Origin of the sequence: Enterococcus sp. 125944 (assembly GCF_051909435.1) — a bacterium.
GTDB lineage: Bacteria > Bacillota > Bacilli > Lactobacillales > Enterococcaceae > Enterococcus_D > Enterococcus_D gallinarum.
The window spans coordinates 90,112-107,963 of sequence record NZ_JBQASY010000005.1 but is presented as its reverse complement, the minus strand read 5'-3'; the positions used below and the strand labels follow the sequence as shown (position 1 = coordinate 107,963).

Genomic DNA, 17,852 nt, shown 5'->3' with positions numbered 1-17,852 from the left:
GGGAGTGGCGTATGTCATGAAAATTGCCGTAGATGCCATGGGTGGCGATAACGCACCAAAAGCGATCGTTGAAGGCGTCATGTTAGCAAAAAAAGAATATCCAGAAATCGAATTTCTATTATACGGAAAAGAAGATGAAATCAGAAAATATGTGACAGACGAAAGTCAGCTTACAATCATTCATACCGATGAAAAAATCAACAGTGATGATGAACCTGTTAAAGCGATCCGCCGCAAAAAGAACGCATCGATGGTCTTAGCAGCCCAAGCGGTCAAAGAAGGTCAAGCGGATGCCATTTTCTCTGCTGGAAATACCGGTGCTTTGTTAGCTGCAGGTTTGTTTATCGTAGGTCGTATCAAAGGAATCGAACGTCCTGGCTTAATGTCGACGATGCCTGTACTTGGGAAAGAAACTGGCTTTGATATGCTGGATCTAGGAGCGAATGCTGACAATAAAGCAGAACATCTCGTTCAATATGCTGTGTTAGGTTCTTTTTACGCTCAAAAAGTCCGAGGCATTCAACAACCGCGAGTAGGGTTGCTAAACAATGGGACGGAAGAGACCAAAGGCAGCGAGTTAACCAAAAAAGCGTTTGAATTGTTGACCAAAGAATCATCGATTCACTTTATCGGAAATGTTGAAGCTAGGGAACTTTTGAACGGTGCAGCGGATGTTGTGGTCACAGATGGATTCACTGGGAACGCCGTCTTGAAATCCATTGAAGGAACCGCATTGAATATGATGTCGTTATTGAAACAATCCATCATGAATTCCGGAACCAAAGGGAAATTAGGGGCTTTATTATTGAAAGATGCCTTGCGCAATTTAAAAAATGAGATGGATTATGCCAAACACGGAGGGGCTGTCTTGTTTGGTCTGAAAGCACCAGTGATCAAAACACATGGAGCGACTGGACCAGATGCCGTGGCAGCAACCATCAAACAAATCTATACCATGTTGCAGGCAGATGTGGTTCCTCAATTGGTGGCTCATTTTGAAGAAACACCTAAGCATGAAGAGCCAACGCAATGAGACTGCAATCATTGTAATGAAAATGCAAAAAAGGACTAGACAAATTTGCATGTAAGCAGTACAATGTTTGTTAGCCATTCTATGTTTTGTGCGAACGCGTGGAGGTGAAGGCAATTGACGCGAGAAGAAGTATTCAAGAAAGTTGCAGTAGTGATCGCAAACCATTTTGAGATCGATGCAGATAAAGTAACGGATACAATGAGTATTAAAGACGACTTAAATGCTGATTCAATCAGTGTGATGGAATTCGTCTTAGAATTAGAAGATGAATTTGGTACGGAGATTTCTGATGAAGATGCCGAACAGATTGAAACAGTCGGCGGAGCAGTTGATTATATTTCAAGCCATCTTGCTTAAGACAGATACAGGAGCTGAGTCATAGATGACCCAGCTCTTTCTTTATCAGAATTTGTTTAATAACCATTCGTTTCTCGAAAAAAAGTGCCTTTTCTTTGCACCATCCTGAAAAAATGTAAATGGAATGTAAGTATTCTGAAAATTCAGTATCTTAAAAATTTATAGACTTGCAATCTAGTGAGTGATTCTATATAATTATTAAGAAAATATTACACGATGTTAAGAAAGCATTTGGAATTTGACTTATAATTCCTACTTTTTTACATTAGAGGGCACTTCATCTTATAAAAAAGAGAGGGGTATTCGATTGTCAACTGATAATCAATTACTAGATGTTCAAAACCTACATACAGGTTTTCGTATTAAAGATGATTACTATGACGCTGTAGACGGTGTTTCTTTTACGTTGGAACGCAATGAGATTTTAGCGATCGTAGGCGAATCCGGATGTGGAAAAAGTACCTTAGCTACAACGATTATGGGATTGCATGATCCAAACAATACCAAAATCACCGGTGAAATCTTATACAAAGACTTGAATTTGTCAAACTTAAATGAAACACTTTACAACAAAATTCGCGGGAACGACATTGGGATGATTTTCCAAGATCCATTGTCCGCTTTGAACCCACTCATGCGTATTGAAGACCAAATCAAAGAAGGTTTATCTTATCATACAAATATGAATGCGGAACAGAGACAAGCCCGGGCCCTTGAATTACTAGATCAAGTAGGAATTCCAAATCCAGCACGGGTGGGTCGCCAGTATCCCCACGAATTATCCGGTGGGATGCGGCAACGGGTGATCATTGCCATTGCCATCGCATGCAAACCGCCAATTGTTATTGCTGATGAGCCAACCACTGCATTGGATGTAACCATCCAAGCACAGATCCTAGATTTGTTGAAAGATTTGCAGGCTGAAACACAAACGGGAATCATTTTGATCACCCATGACTTAGGTGTAGTGGCAGAAATGGCTGATCGTGTAGCCGTTATGTATGGCGGTCAGTTTGTTGAAGTTGCCACAGCGGAAGAGTTGTTTGCAAATCCAAAACACCCTTATACACGCTCTTTGCTGAACTCAATTCCACAAGAAGATTCTCAAGACAGTGAACTGCACGTGATTGAAGGCGTCGTTCCTTCATTGAAAAACATGCCAAGAACTGGTTGCCGTTTTGCTGCTCGTATCCCTTGGATCCCAGCTAGTGACCACGAAGAAAATCCTGTCCTGCATGAAGTTGCACCAGATCATTTAGTTCGCTGTACTTGCTATAAGCATTTTCATTTTAGAGACGAAGAAGGAGAAGTGTAGATGTCAGAATTAATCACAATCAAAGATCTGAAAGTCCACTATCCGATTCGCAGCGGTTTTTTCAACCGCGTAACGGACTATGTCTATGCTGTTGACGGTGTGGATTTCATCATCGAAAAGGGAAAAACTTACGGTCTGGTAGGAGAATCAGGCTCTGGAAAATCAACAACAGGGAAAGCAATCGTTGGCTTGGAAAAGATTACCAGCGGTGAAGTCATTTACGAAGGACAAGATGTCACAAAGCGCTCTGTCCGCAAAAAAATGAATTACAACAAGGATGTTCAAATGATTTTTCAAGATTCTATGTCAAGTCTGAATCCTAAAAAGCGGGTAGTGGATATTATTGCTGAACCGCTACGGAATTTTGAACGTTTGAGTGACCAAGAAGAAAAACAACGGGTGAAACGGCTTTTGGATATCGTTGGGATGCCAGAAGATGCTTTATACAAATACCCACATGAATTCTCTGGTGGACAGAGACAACGTTTGGGGGTTGCCCGCGCAGTGGCATCGAACCCTAAATTGATCGTTGCTGATGAACCTGTTTCTGCATTGGACCTGTCTGTACAGGCACAGGTGCTCAACTTTATGAAACGAATCCAACAAGAGTTTGGCTTAAGTTTCTTATTCATCTCTCATGACTTGGGTGTTGTGAAACACATGTGCGACAATATCGCCATCATGTATAAAGGTCGTTTTGTTGAAATCGGTACACGCCAAGATATTTATCAAGATCCGCGTCATATTTATACGAAGCGGTTATTGTCAGCTATTCCTCAAATTGATGTGAAAAATCGTGAGGCGCATAAAGAAAACCGCCGTCGGGTAGAGTTGGAATATGTCACTCACCAAAAAGATTACTATGATGAAACAGGTCGTGTTTATGACCTTAGAACCATCACAGGAACACATCAAGTCGCTTTGAAAAATGGGGGTGCTGAATAATGTGGAAAACAATTCTACGTCGTTTGATATTAATGATCCCGCAAGTCATTATTTTGAGTGTCTTAATTTTCTTGATTGCACAAGCAATGCCCGGGGATCCATTTACAGGATTGATTAATCCGAACCAAGATCCAGCAGTTATTGAACGGATGCGGGAAGCAGCCGGATTGAATGATCCTTGGTATACACAATATTTCCGTTGGATCGGAAATGCACTTAAAGGAGATTTTGGTCAAAGTTTTATCTATAAACTACCAGTAGCAACATTACTTTCAGGACGGATCAGCAACACATTGTGGCTATCTTTGTTAACAGTTATCTTAACGTATGTGATCGCGATTCCTTTAGGAATGTTGGCTGGACGTTACCAAAATTCGATTTTAGATAAAGTCGTTGTCGTGTATAACTTCTTTAGTTTTGCGGTACCATTGTTTATCTTTGCATTGATTGCACTGTTTATCTTTGGTTATCGTTTAGGTTGGTTCCCAACTGGGGGGTCTGTAGCACCAGGCGTAACGGGAATGGCTGAGTTTTGGAGCCGTCTGTATCATCTGATCTTACCGGCTATCACTTCTGCGCTATTAGGTACCGCTGTGACGATCCAGTATCTGCGGAGTGAAGTGATTGATTCCAAATCATTGGATTTCGTGCGAACTGCTCGTTCGAAAGGGGTGCCAACTAGTAAAGTCTTCTCACGTCACGTGTTCCGAAATGCATCCTTGCCGATCGCATCTCAAATGGGGTATGAGATCACTTCATTGATCGCTGGTTCAGTGGTCATTGAAAAAATCTTTGCTTACCCAGGTGTCGGAAAATTATTTATCGATAGTATTGTACAGCGGGATTATGCCGTGATCACTTCGTTGACTTTGATATTAGGTCTGGCGACATTGATCGGTACATTGCTATCAGACATCATTATGAGTATTGTTGATCCAAGAATCAGAATCCAGTAGGAGGGGATAAACGTGTCTGAAAAGAAAGAAAAAGTGTTAAAACAAGAAAGTATCCCACCTATGGGATTACAAATGATTTTTCGTGAATTTTTAAAAGACAAGATCGCTATTTTTTCGTTGGTCTTGTTGGTAGCAGTACTGCTTTTCGTATTCATCGGCTCGGCAGTCATTGATCAAAGCCAAGTCATGCATGTAAGTATTCTAGATAAATATGCTGCACCAGGAGCAGTCTCACCAAATGGCGGCACCTACCTATTAGGGGCGGATGAAGGTGGCCGTGATGTTTGGGGACAATTGATCATTGGAGCGCGTAATTCGATTTTGATTGGGTTTTCCATCACGATCATTACATCGATCGTCGGAGTTGGCTTGGGGATCATTTCAGGTTACTATGGCGGGTTGATTGATAATATCTTGATGCGTATCGTCGATTTTGTCATGATCTTACCGATCATGTTGATCATTATCGTTATTGTTTCGATCATACCTCGCTACAATGTTTGGACGTTTATCTGGGTCATGAGTGCCTTTTATTGGGTCGGAAAAGCGAGACTCTTCCGCAGTAAGACCCTTTCTGAAGGGCGCCGAGATTATGTGAGTGCGTCAAAAACATTAGGGACCAATGATTTTGTGATCATGTTTCGCGAAATCATGCCGAACTTAAGCTCATTGATCATCACCAACTTGACGATGAACTTTGCAGCAAATATCGGTATCGAAACAACTCTAACGTTCTTGGGCTTTGGTCTGCCAACGAATGTTCCAAGTTTGGGAACATTGATTGGGTACGCCAGCAGCGGTGATGTGCTGGTCAACAGACAATGGATATGGTTACCCGCGTCAATATTGATTTTAGTATTGATGTTGAGTATAAACTACGTTGGTCAGGCATTTAAGCGTTCAGCCGATGCACGTCAACGACTAGGTTAAAACAAGGAGGATACAGGATGAAGAAAAATATTTTTGGTATGGTCACACTTTTGTCAGTCTTAGCATTGGCAGCTTGTGGCGGCAATAGTGGCGGAACAGATTCATCAGGCGGCAGCAACTCAGCAACTGAAACAGAAGATATTAGCTCTATGCCGGTTGAAGTCAAAAATGACGCAGAAGCAATCAAAGGCGGTACATTGGACGTCGCAGTAGTTATGGATACACAATTCCAAGGTTTGTTCCAAACTGAATTTTATCAAGACAATTATGATTCTCAGTTCATGCAACCAAGTAATGAAAGTTTATTCTTAACAGATGCTGATTTTCGAATTGTTGATGGTGGGGCTGCAAATCTTAAATTAGATGAAGATAATAACACAGCAACGATTACATTACGCGACAATTTGAAATGGTCAGACGGCGAAGATGTAACAGCAGATGACGTGATTTTCTCCTATGAAGTGATCGGTAACAAAGATTACACAGGAATCCGTTATGACAACAACTTTACAAATATTGTTGGGATGGAAGATTACCACGATGGCAAATCTGACACAATCTCAGGAATCACAAAAGAAAGCGACAAAGTCGTTAAAATTCAATACAAAGAAGTTCACCCTGGTATGATGCAAGCAGGCGGCGGTATCTGGTCTTCTGCTTTACCAAAACATGCGTTTGAAGGTATTGCAGTCAAAGATATGGAATCAAGTGATCCTGTTCGTAAAACACCAATCGTTTTCGGACCTTACGTAATGTCAAACATCGTAGCCGGTGAATCTGTAGAATACGTACCAAATGAGTATTACTACGGTGGCAAACCTAAAATGGATAAATTGTCATTTAAAGCAGTTCCAACAGCTTCAATCGTAGAAGGTTTAAAAGCGAAGCAATATGATTTAGCATTGTCAATGCCAACAGATACTTACCCAACTTACAAAGATGCAGATGGCTACCAAATCTTGGGCCGTCCTGAGCAAGCTTATACGTATATTGGATTTAAGTTAGGTACTTGGGATGATAAAGAAGGAAAAGTTAACTACAATCCTGAATCAAAAATGGCGGACAAATCATTGCGTCAAGCAATGGGTTACGCACTAGATAATGATGCTGTCGGTAGCCGTTTCTATAATGGCCTACGTTCAAATGCGACAACATTGATCCCACCGGTATTTGGAACATTGCACGATACAGAAGTTAAAGGTTACACACAAGATATCGACAAAGCAAACAAATTGTTAGACGATGCTGGTTACAAAGATGTTGACGGCGACGGCATGCGTGAAGACAAAAACGGTGAAAAATTAACCATCAATTTTGCTTCAATGTCAGGTGGCGAAACAGCTCAACCATTGGCTGATTACTACATCCAACAATGGAATGAAATCGGCTTAGATGTGAAATACACAACTGGTCGTTTGATTGATTTCCAAGCATTCTATGATAAATTGAAAAATGATGATCCTGAAATCGATGTGTATCAAGGTGCATGGGGAACAGGTTCAGATCCTTCACCAACCGGACTTTATGGACCAAACTCAGCATTTAACTACACTCGTTTTGAATCTGATGAAAATACGAAGCTATTAGAAGCAATCGACTCTAAAGATTCATTTGATGAAGCAAAACGTAAAGAAGCATTTGATGCATGGCAAGAATACGCTGCGGATGAAGCATTTGTTATTCCTTCGCTTTACCGTAACGAAGTATTACCAGTATCTAATCGCGTCAAAGATTTCACATGGGCATATGATGCAGATCACAATCCATGGGCAACAGTTTCTGTAACAGCAGAATCTCGCTAATTTAGGAAAAGACGTTCTTTCGGGAACGTCTTTTTTTATTTTGTTCGCGGCAAAATCAATAAAAAACAATGAATCAGTCATGGAAACAAAGAGCAGGAGAATAAACAGTTAAAATTTTTTTATGGAGGCTTCAAGTTTTTGGACGAAACATTTCATAATTAGCCAAAAACCAGTATAATAGGGAAGTGTCGATAAACTAATGAAGGAATGTGGCAAATGAATACACAGCTAATGAACGAATTAAAAGAGGATTACGGCATTGTCTTCCATGATGTAGATTTACTCGAACAAGCGTTTACGCATTCATCTTATGTGAATGAGCATCGCAATTTGCACCTATCCGATAATGAGCGCCTAGAATTTCTAGGAGATGCTGTTTTAGAATTGATCGTCTCACGGTATTTGTACCGTGAACTGCCGGACCTTCCTGAAGGGAAGTTGACAAAGCTGCGGGCAGCAATCGTTCGCGAAGATAGCTTATCAATGTTTGCCAAAGATTGCCGTTTTGATCAATATATTCGGTTAGGCAAAGGAGAGGAAAACTCTGGCGGACGTAAGCGTCCCTCATTGTTATGCGATCTTTTTGAAGCTTTTTTAGGTGCGTTGTACTTGGATCAAGGTTTGGAGAGCGTCGACGGTTTCTTGACGGCTGTTGTTTTTCCAAAAGTAAAAGCAGGTGCTTTTTCCCATGAGATGGATCACAAGACCCGATTGCAGGAAGTCTTGCAGCGATCTGGCGATGTGTCCATCAACTATCGTTTAACGAAAGAAGAAGGTCCTGCCCACGAACGAATCTTTTGGACAGAAGTCTATTGTGACGATGTGCTGATTGGCGAGGGGCAAGGAAAATCAAAGAAATTATCAGAGCAAGCAGCGGCAGAAAATGCCTTAGCAAGTCTTGATCAATAAGAAAGGAATGGCGGAGTGTATTTAAAACGAATAGAGATTGCCGGTTTCAAATCCTTTGCAGACCGCACGATCATTGATTTTGAAAATAGTGTGACTGCGGTCGTAGGACCAAATGGCAGCGGCAAGAGCAATATTACTGAAGCGATTCGTTGGGTTTTAGGAGAACAGTCTGCCAAAAGCCTGCGTGGTGGCAAGATGCCTGATATCATTTTTGCAGGATCTGACACTCGCAAGCCATTAAATGTAGCGGAAGTAACGATTATTTTAGATAATACCGATCACTATTTACCAATGGATTACAGTGAGATCAGTGTGACTCGCCGGTTAAGGAGAACCGGTGAAAGCGACTTTTATTTGAACAAACAAAGTTGCCGCCTGCGAGATGTCCAGGAACTCTTTATGGATTCCGGGCTAGGAAAAGAATCATTTTCGATTATTTCTCAAGGGAAAGTCGAAGCGATTTTCAGCAGCAAACCAGAAGATCGTCGCGGTATTTTTGAAGAAGCTGCCGGTGTTTTGAAATACAAACAGCGTAAGAAAAAAGCAGAACAGAAATTGTTTGAAACAGAAGACAACCTTAACCGTCTACAAGATATTATTTATGAGTTAGAGGATCAATTGATTCCGTTAGCTGCTCAAAGTGAAGCGGCCAAACAATTTTTGTCATTGAAGGAAAAATTAACGGAAGTAGACGTGGCTTTTTCTGTCATGGAGATCCAGACAGCCAAACGGGCGTGGGAAACAGCTACAGAACAGCTGGAACTATTAAATCATCAGTTGGCTGAAATCACGCAGCAAATCAATACCGATGAACGCAGTGTGCAGCAATTGCGGCAGCGTCGAGCAGCCTTCGATGAATCATTGGAGCAGCTCAATCAGCAGCTGTTGCAAGTAACGGAAGGGCTGAAGCAAGCCGAAGGCCAAAAAGAAGTACTGTTGGAGCGCTCCAAGCATACGCAAAAAAGCACAGCAGAATATCAAGAGACCTTGGATGCCGTCAGTGAACGCCTCCAACAGTTGAATGACGAAAAAGCTGAATTGATTCATGAACTGTCGCAAAAGAATCGCAGTGTCCAAGAGGCAGAAGTAGCGATTGCTGATTGTCGAGCGGAACAAGAAAAGTATCAGAAATCGGCCAAAGAGATCATCGAAGAACTACGCAGTCAATATGTTGAAGCAATGCAGGAGCAAGCAACGGTCGGCAATGAGCTCAAATATCTTGAGCGCCAATACCAGCAAGAATCGGCAAAAAATCAGACAGCCGTTACGAAGCAGACAGAACTGTCGACAGCGATCAAAGAAAAAGCGACAGCCGCAGAAATCGTTAATGAACGCTTGCAAGCCGTGCAGCAACAGTTGGACGAACAGCGGAAGCAATATATCCATTTACAAGAGAAAGCCAAAGATAACAAAGAAAAATTTGATGATGCACAGAAAAAAATGTATCAGTTAATGAACCAAGTCCAACAAGTGCGGGCAAAACAACGGAGTTTACAGGATATCCAAGAAAACTATGCTGGCTTTTATCAAGGCGTCAGACTAGTTCTAAAAAATAAGCAGCAGCTAACCGGTGTCGTGGGTGCTGTTGCAGAATTGATCGAAGTACCAGAAGAATATACAGTTGCTATCGAAACAGCACTGGGCGCTTCTGCCCAGCACGTAGTAGTAGAAACCGAACGTGATGCCAGAGCAGCGATTACCTATTTGAAACAAAATCGTGGTGGTCGGGCCACATTCTTTCCGTTGACGACAATCAAGTCTCGCCAATTACCTAGTTATGCTGTTTCTCAAGCACAACAAGTACCAGGATTTATCGGCGTTGCTAGTGAGCTGGTGCGTTTCAATGAAAATGTAAAAAACATTGCCGAAAATCTATTGGGAAGTATCGTCATCGCAGAAGATCTGACAAGTGCTAATGCATTAGCTAAAGCGCTGAACTATAGCTATCGTGTCGTTTCACTGGAAGGCGACGTGATGAATGCCGGGGGTTCGATGACCGGTGGAGCGACGAAGAAAAATGCCGGCAGCCTATTTAGTCAAAGCAATGAGTTGCAGCAATTAACGGCTCAAGCCGCTCAATTGGATGAACGCCTGCAAAAAACAGAGAAACAAGTGCAGCACTTCGAAACGGTGACAAAAGATGCTCAAGCAGCCTTGGAAGAGCTGCGAACCACCGGTGAAACGGCTCGAATGACGGAACACGAACTAAAAAATCAACTGCAAAACCTCACCAACGAGTTGGAACGGTTGAGAAAAGAGCAGCAAGTCTTTGACTTTGAAAATCGCGAGATTCAGGCCTTTTTTGAAGAGTATAACGAGAAGAAGACTCGGTTGGAATCGGAACAGCAAACCATTGCGCAGCAGCTGAAAAAAATCGATCACGACATTCAAAGCATGAATGCAGAAGAAGATTTAATCGAAGCAAAAAGAAGCCAGTTAGCAGCGACAGCCGCCCAATTACAAGCTGATTTTGCTGTTCAAAAAGAACAAGTGGAACATTTAAGACAAAAAATTGCTGCGAATGCGGAAGCGTTAGCGGAGAATGAAGCACGCCAACAGTCGCTAGAACGGCAGTTAGCAGCAATCAATTCGAATGTGAGTGACCATGAAATTTCGGAAGAAAGCCTGGATCAGCAAATCAGTGATTTTACTCAACGAAAAATAACACTGACACAAGAATTGGCGGACATTCGGCAACAAAGACAAATCGTCCAACAGGAAATTGGACAGTTGGATGAAGCTCTCAGTTTGGCAAACTTGCAACAAAAAGAAAAACTATCCGAAAAGACCAATGTAGAAATTGAGAAAAACCGCGCGGATTTGGTGATGGATAATCGGTTGGCTTACTTGCAGGAAGAATATGCATTGAGCTTTGAAAAAGCGGCCAATGACTATCCAGCAATCGATGACCCGGAAGCTGCAAAACGAGAAATCCAAGATCTAAAAGGAAAAATCGATGCGATTGGACCAGTCAATTTGAATGCTATCGAGCAATATGATCAAGTGGAACAGCGTCACAGCTTCTTGACCAGTCAAAGAGATGATCTGCTTTCTGCAAAAGCACAATTATTCGATACAATGTCCGAGATGGATGAAGAAGTCAAAACACGTTTCGGTGAGATTTTTGATGCGATTCGTCTGCAGTTCAAGCAAGTTTTCCCCAATATGTTCGGCGGGGGACATGCGGAATTGATTTTGACAGATCCAAAGGACTTACTAAATACTGGTATTGAGATCGAAGCCCAACCACCAGGTAAAAAGCTGCAAAACTTGAGTCTACTTTCTGGAGGCGAACGAGCGCTGACAGCCATCGCACTGCTGTTTTCGATCATTCAAGTCCGTCCCGTCCCGTTTTGTGTGCTGGATGAAGTTGAAGCTGCTTTAGACGAAGCCAATGTATCACGCTTTGGCCATTATTTAAGCGACTTCCAAAATGATACACAGTTCATCGTTGTCACACATCGCAAAGGGACCATGGAAGCGGCAGATGTGTTGTATGGCGTGACGATGCAGGAATCCGGTGTATCTAAGACCGTTTCTGTGCGTTTGGAAGATGTCAAAGAAGGCGGAAATTTTGTCGCAGATCAAGAAGGAGTAGCAAAATGATCAAATTAGTCGCAATTGATTTAGACGGTACCTTGCTGGATGGAAAGAAACAAGTATCGCAAAAAAATAAAGAAGTTCTTGCCCAAGCAAAAGCACAAGGAGTAAAAATCGTCCTTTGCACAGGTCGTCCTTTACGGGCAATTCGTCCTTATTTAGAAGAGTTGTCATTGAATGAATCAGGGGACTATAGCATTACTTTTAATGGTGGTCTGGTGCAAAAAAACGATACGGGAGAAATCATGGAAAAAGCCGCTTTGCAATTGGCTGATATTCATGAATTGGTTGCTGTCGCAGCAGAACTGGATTTGCCGCTGGATGTCGTATCCGAAGAAATCGTTTTGTGCTTGCCGACTTCAGCAACGAATCAGTCGATCTATGGTTCGCTGAATCCATTGCTGGATTGCCGCCCGTATGCGATAGAAGCTCTGGATGAGTCGAAACTCTATAATAAAGCTGTGATTGCTTATCATCAAGAAGTACTGGATCCGAAGATTTTGGCAATTCCTTCAGCAATCAGAGAGAAATATGAAGTAATCAAAACTCGGAATAATTTGCTGGAATTTATGCCTAAAGGAATTACGAAAGCCTATGGGATTGAATTGCTGGCTCGGGATTTAGGTATCACTATCGATGAAGTCATGGCGATCGGAGATGAAGAAAATGATCTGCCGATGATTCGCTATGCAGGACTCGGTGTAGCGATGGCTAATGCCGTGCCTTTAATCAAGGAAGCCGCAGATGTGGTAACAGATTCGAATGAAGCAGACGGTGTAGCAACTGTCATCGAAAAATATGTTTTGAAAGGAGGCGTTTGAAATGGGATTTTTTGACAAAATTAAAAAAGCTTTGATTGGTGAATCAAAAGAGCAAGACAAAGTGCAAGGCGAAGTAGAGGAACCAGTTGAATCTCCAGAGTCATCTGTCGATGAGTCATCCGTCGCAGATGACCATTCCGCACAAGAACAAACAGTAGAATCGACGGAACCAACACTGGATTCTCGTCCAGAAACTACTACCGATTCCGCGTTGCAGCCAACAGAAACAGAGGAGTCCGCGGCTGATACTTCATCATCAGAAGGAGCACAAGATCTGAAATCAGCTGAACCATTCGACGTCGTGACACCTAGTGAAACGGTAAAAAAACCTGAAGTACAACCTCAGCCAACAGCGGTTCACAAAGAGGATGTACAAGATAAGTACACGAAGGGACTATCGAAATCTCGCAAAACTTTCGGGCAACGACTCAATGAGCTGTTCGCGAATTTTCGCTCTGTAGACGAAGATTTTTTTGAAGAAGTCGAAGAGACATTGATTGGAGCCGATGTAGGCTTTGATGCAGCGATCAAGATCACGGATGCACTGCGTCAAGAGGTCAAGTTGCGAAATGTCAAGAAGCCGGCAGAGGTTCAAAATGTTATTATTGAAAAACTAGTCGATCTTTACGGTGAAGCGGGTGTCGACGAAGTCAACGAACTAAATATGCAACCTGGATTGACCGTCATTTTATTTGTCGGTGTGAATGGCGTCGGTAAAACCACCAGCATTGGAAAACTGGCGCATCAATTCAAATCAGAAGGCAAGAAAGTGTTGTTGGCAGCTGCGGATACCTTTCGAGCTGGAGCAATCGATCAGCTCGTCGTTTGGGGGGATCGAGCAGGTGTGGAAGTCGTTCGAGGGAAAGCTGGTGGTGATCCGGCAGCCGTCGTATTTGATGCGATGGAACGAGCGAAAGCAGAGCAAGCAGATGTTCTATTAGTTGATACCGCTGGTCGTTTGCAAAATAAAGTCAATTTGATGAATGAGTTAGAGAAAATCAAACGGATCATTCAACGAGTAGAGCCGAATGCGCCTCATGAAGTGTTGCTCGTGTTAGATGCGACGACTGGTCAGAATGCGATGAACCAAGCCAAACAATTCAAAGAAACCACGGATGTTACAGGATTGGTCTTGACGAAATTAGATGGAACTGCCAAAGGTGGGATCGTTTTAGCGATTCGCAATGAATTGCGTTTACCGGTTAAATTGGTCGGATTAGGGGAAGGAATCAACGACCTTGAGCCGTTTGATCCAAATGAGTTTGTTGTTGGGCTATTTAAAGGTCTCATCAACGAAGGTTGATGCTGTTCATCGCTTGAAATAAGACAAAAATATCCGAACTATGTTTGATTATTCCTCTTCATCATCTCGCGATGGCGTTAACGGTAGGAGTAATCAGTAGTAGTTCGGATATTTTTTGTTAAGGAACTTGCATAAAGCTCCTCGGTTATGGAAATAAACTTTATAGGCATACGTTTGTTTGACAGCTGCGATGTACATGAAGTACCACAGCAGAATACGTAACAGATGACGTGTGACTTCTGGTTCACAAAACCTCCCCATCAGCAGCTAAAAGGATGTAGCTGCTGTTCCTGAAATTGAAATCATTCCAAGAAAGATTCCTTGTCTTGTCAGAAATGTTCAGCGTGGACATTTCTCTGTGAACAAGAACAACTTGTTTCAGAAATCAGTTTTTTAGCTGTGCTTGCCGCTCTTTGATGATTTTTTCCAAATCATTCAATGTCTCGGCATCCTCACTGTTTTCAATGAAATTCGAGACTAGATTCAGCAACGATTGTTCAGAGAGTTCGGCAGCTAGAAAATCTTCTTGAGAAACATTTGGAGAATACAAGCGGGTCAAGACAGTACCGCTGTAGCCGATGTCAGCTACTTTCAATAAATCATGGTTCTTTAATTTTCGGACAACGGCTTGGATCGTGTTTTTACTTAAGTCCTGTTGTTGAACCGCAATGTCATTTGCAGACAAAGGTTTTTCAGCATTCCAGAAGATATTCATGATCTGACGTTCGCGTTTGGTAAGATTGAGTGGTTTCATTCACTATTCTTCCTTTCAAAAAAGTTGTAATATTGACATAATAATTTACTATTATATAGTAAGTATACTTTATTTAGAGGTCAAATATCAAATTTATTCAAGTAATTTGTAAAAACTTGGTAATTTTTAAAAAACTAGCAAAGAGAATCGCACAATTTCATTTTTTTCTGCTGGATTATTGACTATAATAAGGAAGAATCTAAGACAAAGAGGGCAATGATATGACACTAAAATCACTTTTTATACAAGAAGAACTGCGTCCCTACTTATTTGATGGGCGTTATGGGATCGAACGTGAGGCGCAGCGTGCACGTTTAGACGGAAGTTTTGCTGGGACAGATCATCCTGAAGCATTAGGCAATCGTAGTTTTCATCCGTACATACAAACCGATTTTGCTGAAAATCAGTTGGAATTGATCACGCCAGTCGCGGAAAGCTCAGAGGAACTATTTCGTTATCTGGCTGCGATCCATGATGTTGCTTATCGTTCGATGGCACCTGAGGAGATGCTTTGGCCATTAAGTATGCCGCCTGCGTTGCCGGAAAAAGAAGAGGATATCGTGATCGCAAAGCTGGATCGTTTTGAAGATGTTCTTTATCGTCGGTTTTTGGCAAGGACGTATGGGCGTCGTAAGCAAATGGTCAGCGGCATCCACTTCAATTTTGAATTTGGGGATGATTTTTTAAGAAAGTTATTTACCAAGTCGTCAGAAACAGATTATCGTAGGTTTAAAACAGAACTTTACTTGAAAGTTACCCGAAATTACTTGCATTACCGCTGGTTTTTGACTTATTTCTTTGGAGCAACGCCGCAAACGGAAGCCAATTATTTTATGGCGGGTTCTGGACCGCAAGAACCTGTCCGCAGCATTCGTAACAGCCGCTATGGCTACACGAATCATACCGATGTCAACGTGTCTTATGCCTCTCTTGAGACCTATCTGGCGGATATCGCTGAGCTGGTAGAAACTGGCAAACTATCTGAGGAAAAAGAGTTTTATGCACCAGTTCGCCTGCGAGGGGGGCAAAAGGTTGCCGACTTAGCAACAGCGGGAATTCGTTACATTGAATTACGCAATATTGATATCAATCCCTTTGAAATGTATGGTATTTCGCAAGATCAAGTGAAATTTCTGCACCTTTTCTTGTTATACTTAGCAACGAAAGAGGAGGGCGCTGATGCCGATGCTTGGGTCGAAGAAGGAAATCGCAAAAACAATCAAGTGGCATTGGAACACCCATTGAATCAAACGATCTATCTTGAAGAAGCTAAAGTAGTTGCGGAAGAATTGATCGCTTTTGCAAAGGAAATCAGTCTGCCGACAATGCCTTTACTGGATCAACTGCTGCCAATGTTGGAAGATCCCGGCAAAACTTTTGCCGGTCGTTTATATCAAGCCAGCCAAAGGTCAAGTCAGGCTCAAGTGGCAACTGAACTAGGAGTATCCTATCATCAAGTTGCCTGGGAAAAACCTTATCAGTTAGCAGGCTTCACCAACATGGAACTGTCAACACAAATTTTGATGTTCGATGCGATTCAAAAGGGAATCAAGGTGGAAGTGTTGGATGAATCTGATCAGTTCTTGAAATTATCGATCGATGAACATGTTGAATATGTCAAAAACGCTAATATGACAAGTAAGGATCGTTATATCGTTCCTTTGATCATGGCCAATAAAACGGTCACAAAAAAGATTTTAGCTGAGAATGGTTTTCGGGTTCCTGCAGGAGCAGAATTCGCCACTGTAGAAAAGGCGCTTGCTGCTTACCCGCAATTTGCTGACAGAGGTTTTGTCGTCAAACCCAAAACAACCAACTATGGCGTGGGAATCTCGATCTTTAAGGATGGCGCTTCGTTGGAGGACTATCAAGCTGCTGTCCGTTTAGCTTTTGCTGAAGACCAGTCGATTTTAGTTGAAGCATTCCTTGCTGGAACAGAGTATCGTTTCTTTGTGATCGATGGTCAAGTTGAAGCAATTTTGCTACGAATACCGGCAAATGTAATAGGAGATGGTCGGCGCACGATCAAGGAATTAGTTGCAGAGAAAAATACCGATCCATTACGGGGGACCCACCATCGGACACCGTTGGAGAAGATCCAATTAGGTGAATTGGAACAGTTGATGTTGAAAGAGCAAGGCTATCACATAGATTCTGTCCCAGAAAAAGGACAAATCGTTTACTTGCGGGAAAATTCCAATATCAGCACGGGCGGCGATTCGATCGATGTCACCGATCAATTTAATGATGACTACAAAAAAATCGCTGCAGATGCCGTGACCGCATTACAGGCACGAATCAGTGGGATTGATTTGATTATTCCTGACAAGGAAAAGCCCACGGAGGATCCGGGAGCATACGGCATTATTGAAGCGAACTTCAATCCCGCTATGCATATGCATATTTACCCGTACCAAGGACAAAGCCGCCGCTTAACCATGTCTGTCCTCAAGCTGCTTTTTCCGGAACGATTTTAACAGCCGCTTAACAGTCAGAAGTTGAAAAAGGAACAGTGACAAGGCTTTTGTCACTGTTCCTTTTTTTAGAATAAATGGTTAGAAGTAGCTTCTTCGGAAATAAGCCGAAATATCTTAAAGCTGACCATTTCTAATACAACTTCTTTTGCTGTTCGTACTAGTGAAGGATCACTAGTAATTGATCCGTTGGTTTGTTTAGCGGAAGAATCGTTCCCAGAATGGTTTTTTTTCTTTGATGGGATCTTCTTCGGAAGATGATTTTGTCTTTTGAGGATACTTTTCTTCGATATCGATTACCTCTTCATTCACTGCCTCATTGGCAACGATCAGTAAACCGATACTGTCAGGATCAGCAGTCTGGGCGTCAGTCACCACTCGAAAATCGAGCTGTTGTTTCGTAATCAATGAAATAAAGGTCGTCTGAAGCGTTTCGGGCAATTTTCCGTTGATCAAGATCAGTGCCCCTTGATAGTTAGGGAGAACCGACTGTAACGTTTCTTGGTTGTCCTTTTTCTTCATTTCTGCTACCGTCATACTTAGATAACAACGTTCACGAAACGTTCCCAAGTATTTTCTTTGTTCATCTGGATTAACACGAGGTGTCCCGTACATTCCTGTATCTAGGCGTTTCTCCAATTCATCGGACATTG

The 17,852-nt window shown here is 42.2% G+C and carries 14 protein-coding genes; 12 read left to right on the top strand and 2 right to left on the bottom strand.

Annotation, left to right across the window (positions count from 1 at the left end):
• The first annotated feature begins 16 nt into the window (after positions 1-16).
• The 11 genes from plsX to ftsY all read left to right on the top strand — a co-directional run bounded on the left by plsX (position 17) and on the right by ftsY (position 13,971).
• A complete protein-coding gene (plsX, locus tag ACTFWY_RS06320; RefSeq protein ID WP_003128049.1) occupies positions 17-1,033 on the top strand; it encodes a phosphate acyltransferase PlsX in 1,017 nt (338 codons plus the stop codon).
• A 114-nt stretch (positions 1,034-1,147) separates the two neighbouring features.
• Positions 1,148-1,390: an acyl carrier protein gene (gene acpP, locus ACTFWY_RS06315; protein WP_003128051.1), complete on the top strand. Its 243-nt coding sequence runs from the start codon at positions 1,148-1,150 to the stop codon at positions 1,388-1,390.
• A gap of 307 nt (positions 1,391-1,697) precedes the next feature.
• The gene (locus tag ACTFWY_RS06310; RefSeq protein ID WP_003128052.1) at positions 1,698-2,705 is read left to right on the top strand and encodes an ABC transporter ATP-binding protein; all 1,008 of its coding nucleotides are present in this window, start codon (positions 1,698-1,700) and stop codon (positions 2,703-2,705) included.
• A complete protein-coding gene (locus ACTFWY_RS06305; protein ID WP_021150619.1) occupies positions 2,706-3,650 on the top strand; it encodes an ABC transporter ATP-binding protein in 945 nt (314 codons plus the stop codon).
• Positions 3,650-4,606, top strand: coding sequence for an oligopeptide ABC transporter permease (opp4B, locus tag ACTFWY_RS06300; RefSeq protein ID WP_005470040.1), 957 nt, complete (start codon positions 3,650-3,652; stop codon positions 4,604-4,606). The genes ACTFWY_RS06305 and opp4B overlap by 1 nt, the downstream gene beginning before the upstream one ends.
• A gap of 60 nt (positions 4,607-4,666) precedes the next feature.
• On the top strand, positions 4,667-5,536 hold the full coding sequence (locus tag ACTFWY_RS06295) for an ABC transporter permease (protein WP_202399184.1): 870 nt from the start codon (positions 4,667-4,669) through the stop codon (positions 5,534-5,536).
• A gap of 17 nt (positions 5,537-5,553) precedes the next feature.
• Positions 5,554-7,338: an oligopeptide ABC transporter substrate-binding protein gene (locus ACTFWY_RS06290; RefSeq protein ID WP_096710880.1), complete on the top strand. Its 1,785-nt coding sequence runs from the start codon at positions 5,554-5,556 to the stop codon at positions 7,336-7,338.
• Between the two features lie 216 nt (positions 7,339-7,554).
• Positions 7,555-8,247 (top strand): ribonuclease III, encoded by a 693-nt coding sequence (rnc, locus tag ACTFWY_RS06285; RefSeq protein WP_003128057.1) that lies wholly within the window; start codon positions 7,555-7,557, stop codon positions 8,245-8,247.
• A gap of 15 nt (positions 8,248-8,262) precedes the next feature.
• On the top strand, positions 8,263-11,853 hold the full coding sequence (gene smc, locus ACTFWY_RS06280) for a chromosome segregation protein SMC (RefSeq protein ID WP_060813269.1): 3,591 nt from the start codon (positions 8,263-8,265) through the stop codon (positions 11,851-11,853).
• Positions 11,850-12,668 carry a Cof-type HAD-IIB family hydrolase gene (locus ACTFWY_RS06275; protein WP_003128060.1) on the top strand — a complete coding sequence of 273 codons (819 nt, stop codon included), beginning with the start codon at positions 11,850-11,852 and terminating at the stop codon, positions 12,666-12,668. The genes smc and ACTFWY_RS06275 overlap by 4 nt, the downstream gene beginning before the upstream one ends.
• A 1-nt stretch (position 12,669) precedes the next feature.
• Positions 12,670-13,971: a signal recognition particle-docking protein FtsY gene (gene ftsY / locus ACTFWY_RS06270; RefSeq protein WP_060813268.1), complete on the top strand. Its 1,302-nt coding sequence runs from the start codon at positions 12,670-12,672 to the stop codon at positions 13,969-13,971.
• 385 nt (positions 13,972-14,356) lie between these two features.
• On the opposite strand, the gene ACTFWY_RS06265 is transcribed toward ftsY, so the two are convergent.
• Complete coding sequence (locus tag ACTFWY_RS06265; protein ID WP_003128064.1) at positions 14,357-14,725, bottom strand: BlaI/MecI/CopY family transcriptional regulator; 369 nt, start codon at positions 14,723-14,725, stop codon at positions 14,357-14,359.
• Between the two features lie 221 nt (positions 14,726-14,946).
• Between ACTFWY_RS06265 and gshAB the strand changes: the two genes are divergently transcribed.
• Positions 14,947-17,202, top strand: a complete 2,256-nt coding sequence (gshAB, locus tag ACTFWY_RS06260) for a bifunctional glutamate--cysteine ligase GshA/glutathione synthetase GshB (protein WP_096710881.1) — start codon at positions 14,947-14,949, stop codon at positions 17,200-17,202.
• Between the two features lie 195 nt (positions 17,203-17,397).
• On the opposite strand, the gene ACTFWY_RS06255 is transcribed toward gshAB, so the two are convergent.
• A complete protein-coding gene (locus tag ACTFWY_RS06255; RefSeq protein ID WP_041119905.1) occupies positions 17,398-17,850 on the bottom strand; it encodes a YueI family protein in 453 nt (150 codons plus the stop codon).
• Between the last annotated feature and the right edge of the window lie 2 nt (positions 17,851-17,852).

What these genes read in the sequence shown, in the direction of transcription:
- plsX (WP_003128049.1), top strand. Translation starts at nt 17, where the DNA reads ATGAAAATTGCCGTAGATGCCATGGGTGGCGATAACGCACCAAAAGCG.
- ACTFWY_RS06255 (WP_041119905.1), bottom strand. Translation starts at nt 17,850, where the DNA reads ATGTCCGATGAATTGGAGAAACGCCTAGATACAGGAATGTACGGGACA.
- ACTFWY_RS06265 (WP_003128064.1), bottom strand. Translation starts at nt 14,725, where the DNA reads ATGAAACCACTCAATCTTACCAAACGCGAACGTCAGATCATGAATATC.
- ACTFWY_RS06275 (WP_003128060.1), top strand. Translation starts at nt 11,850, where the DNA reads ATGATCAAATTAGTCGCAATTGATTTAGACGGTACCTTGCTGGATGGA.
- gshAB (WP_096710881.1), top strand. Translation starts at nt 14,947, where the DNA reads ATGACACTAAAATCACTTTTTATACAAGAAGAACTGCGTCCCTACTTA.
- opp4B (WP_005470040.1), top strand. Translation starts at nt 3,650, where the DNA reads ATGTGGAAAACAATTCTACGTCGTTTGATATTAATGATCCCGCAAGTC.
- ACTFWY_RS06290 (WP_096710880.1), top strand. Translation starts at nt 5,554, where the DNA reads ATGAAGAAAAATATTTTTGGTATGGTCACACTTTTGTCAGTCTTAGCA.
- ACTFWY_RS06295 (WP_202399184.1), top strand. Translation starts at nt 4,667, where the DNA reads ATGGGATTACAAATGATTTTTCGTGAATTTTTAAAAGACAAGATCGCT.
- rnc (WP_003128057.1), top strand. Translation starts at nt 7,555, where the DNA reads ATGAATACACAGCTAATGAACGAATTAAAAGAGGATTACGGCATTGTC.
- ACTFWY_RS06305 (WP_021150619.1), top strand. Translation starts at nt 2,706, where the DNA reads ATGTCAGAATTAATCACAATCAAAGATCTGAAAGTCCACTATCCGATT.
- ftsY (WP_060813268.1), top strand. Translation starts at nt 12,670, where the DNA reads ATGGGATTTTTTGACAAAATTAAAAAAGCTTTGATTGGTGAATCAAAA.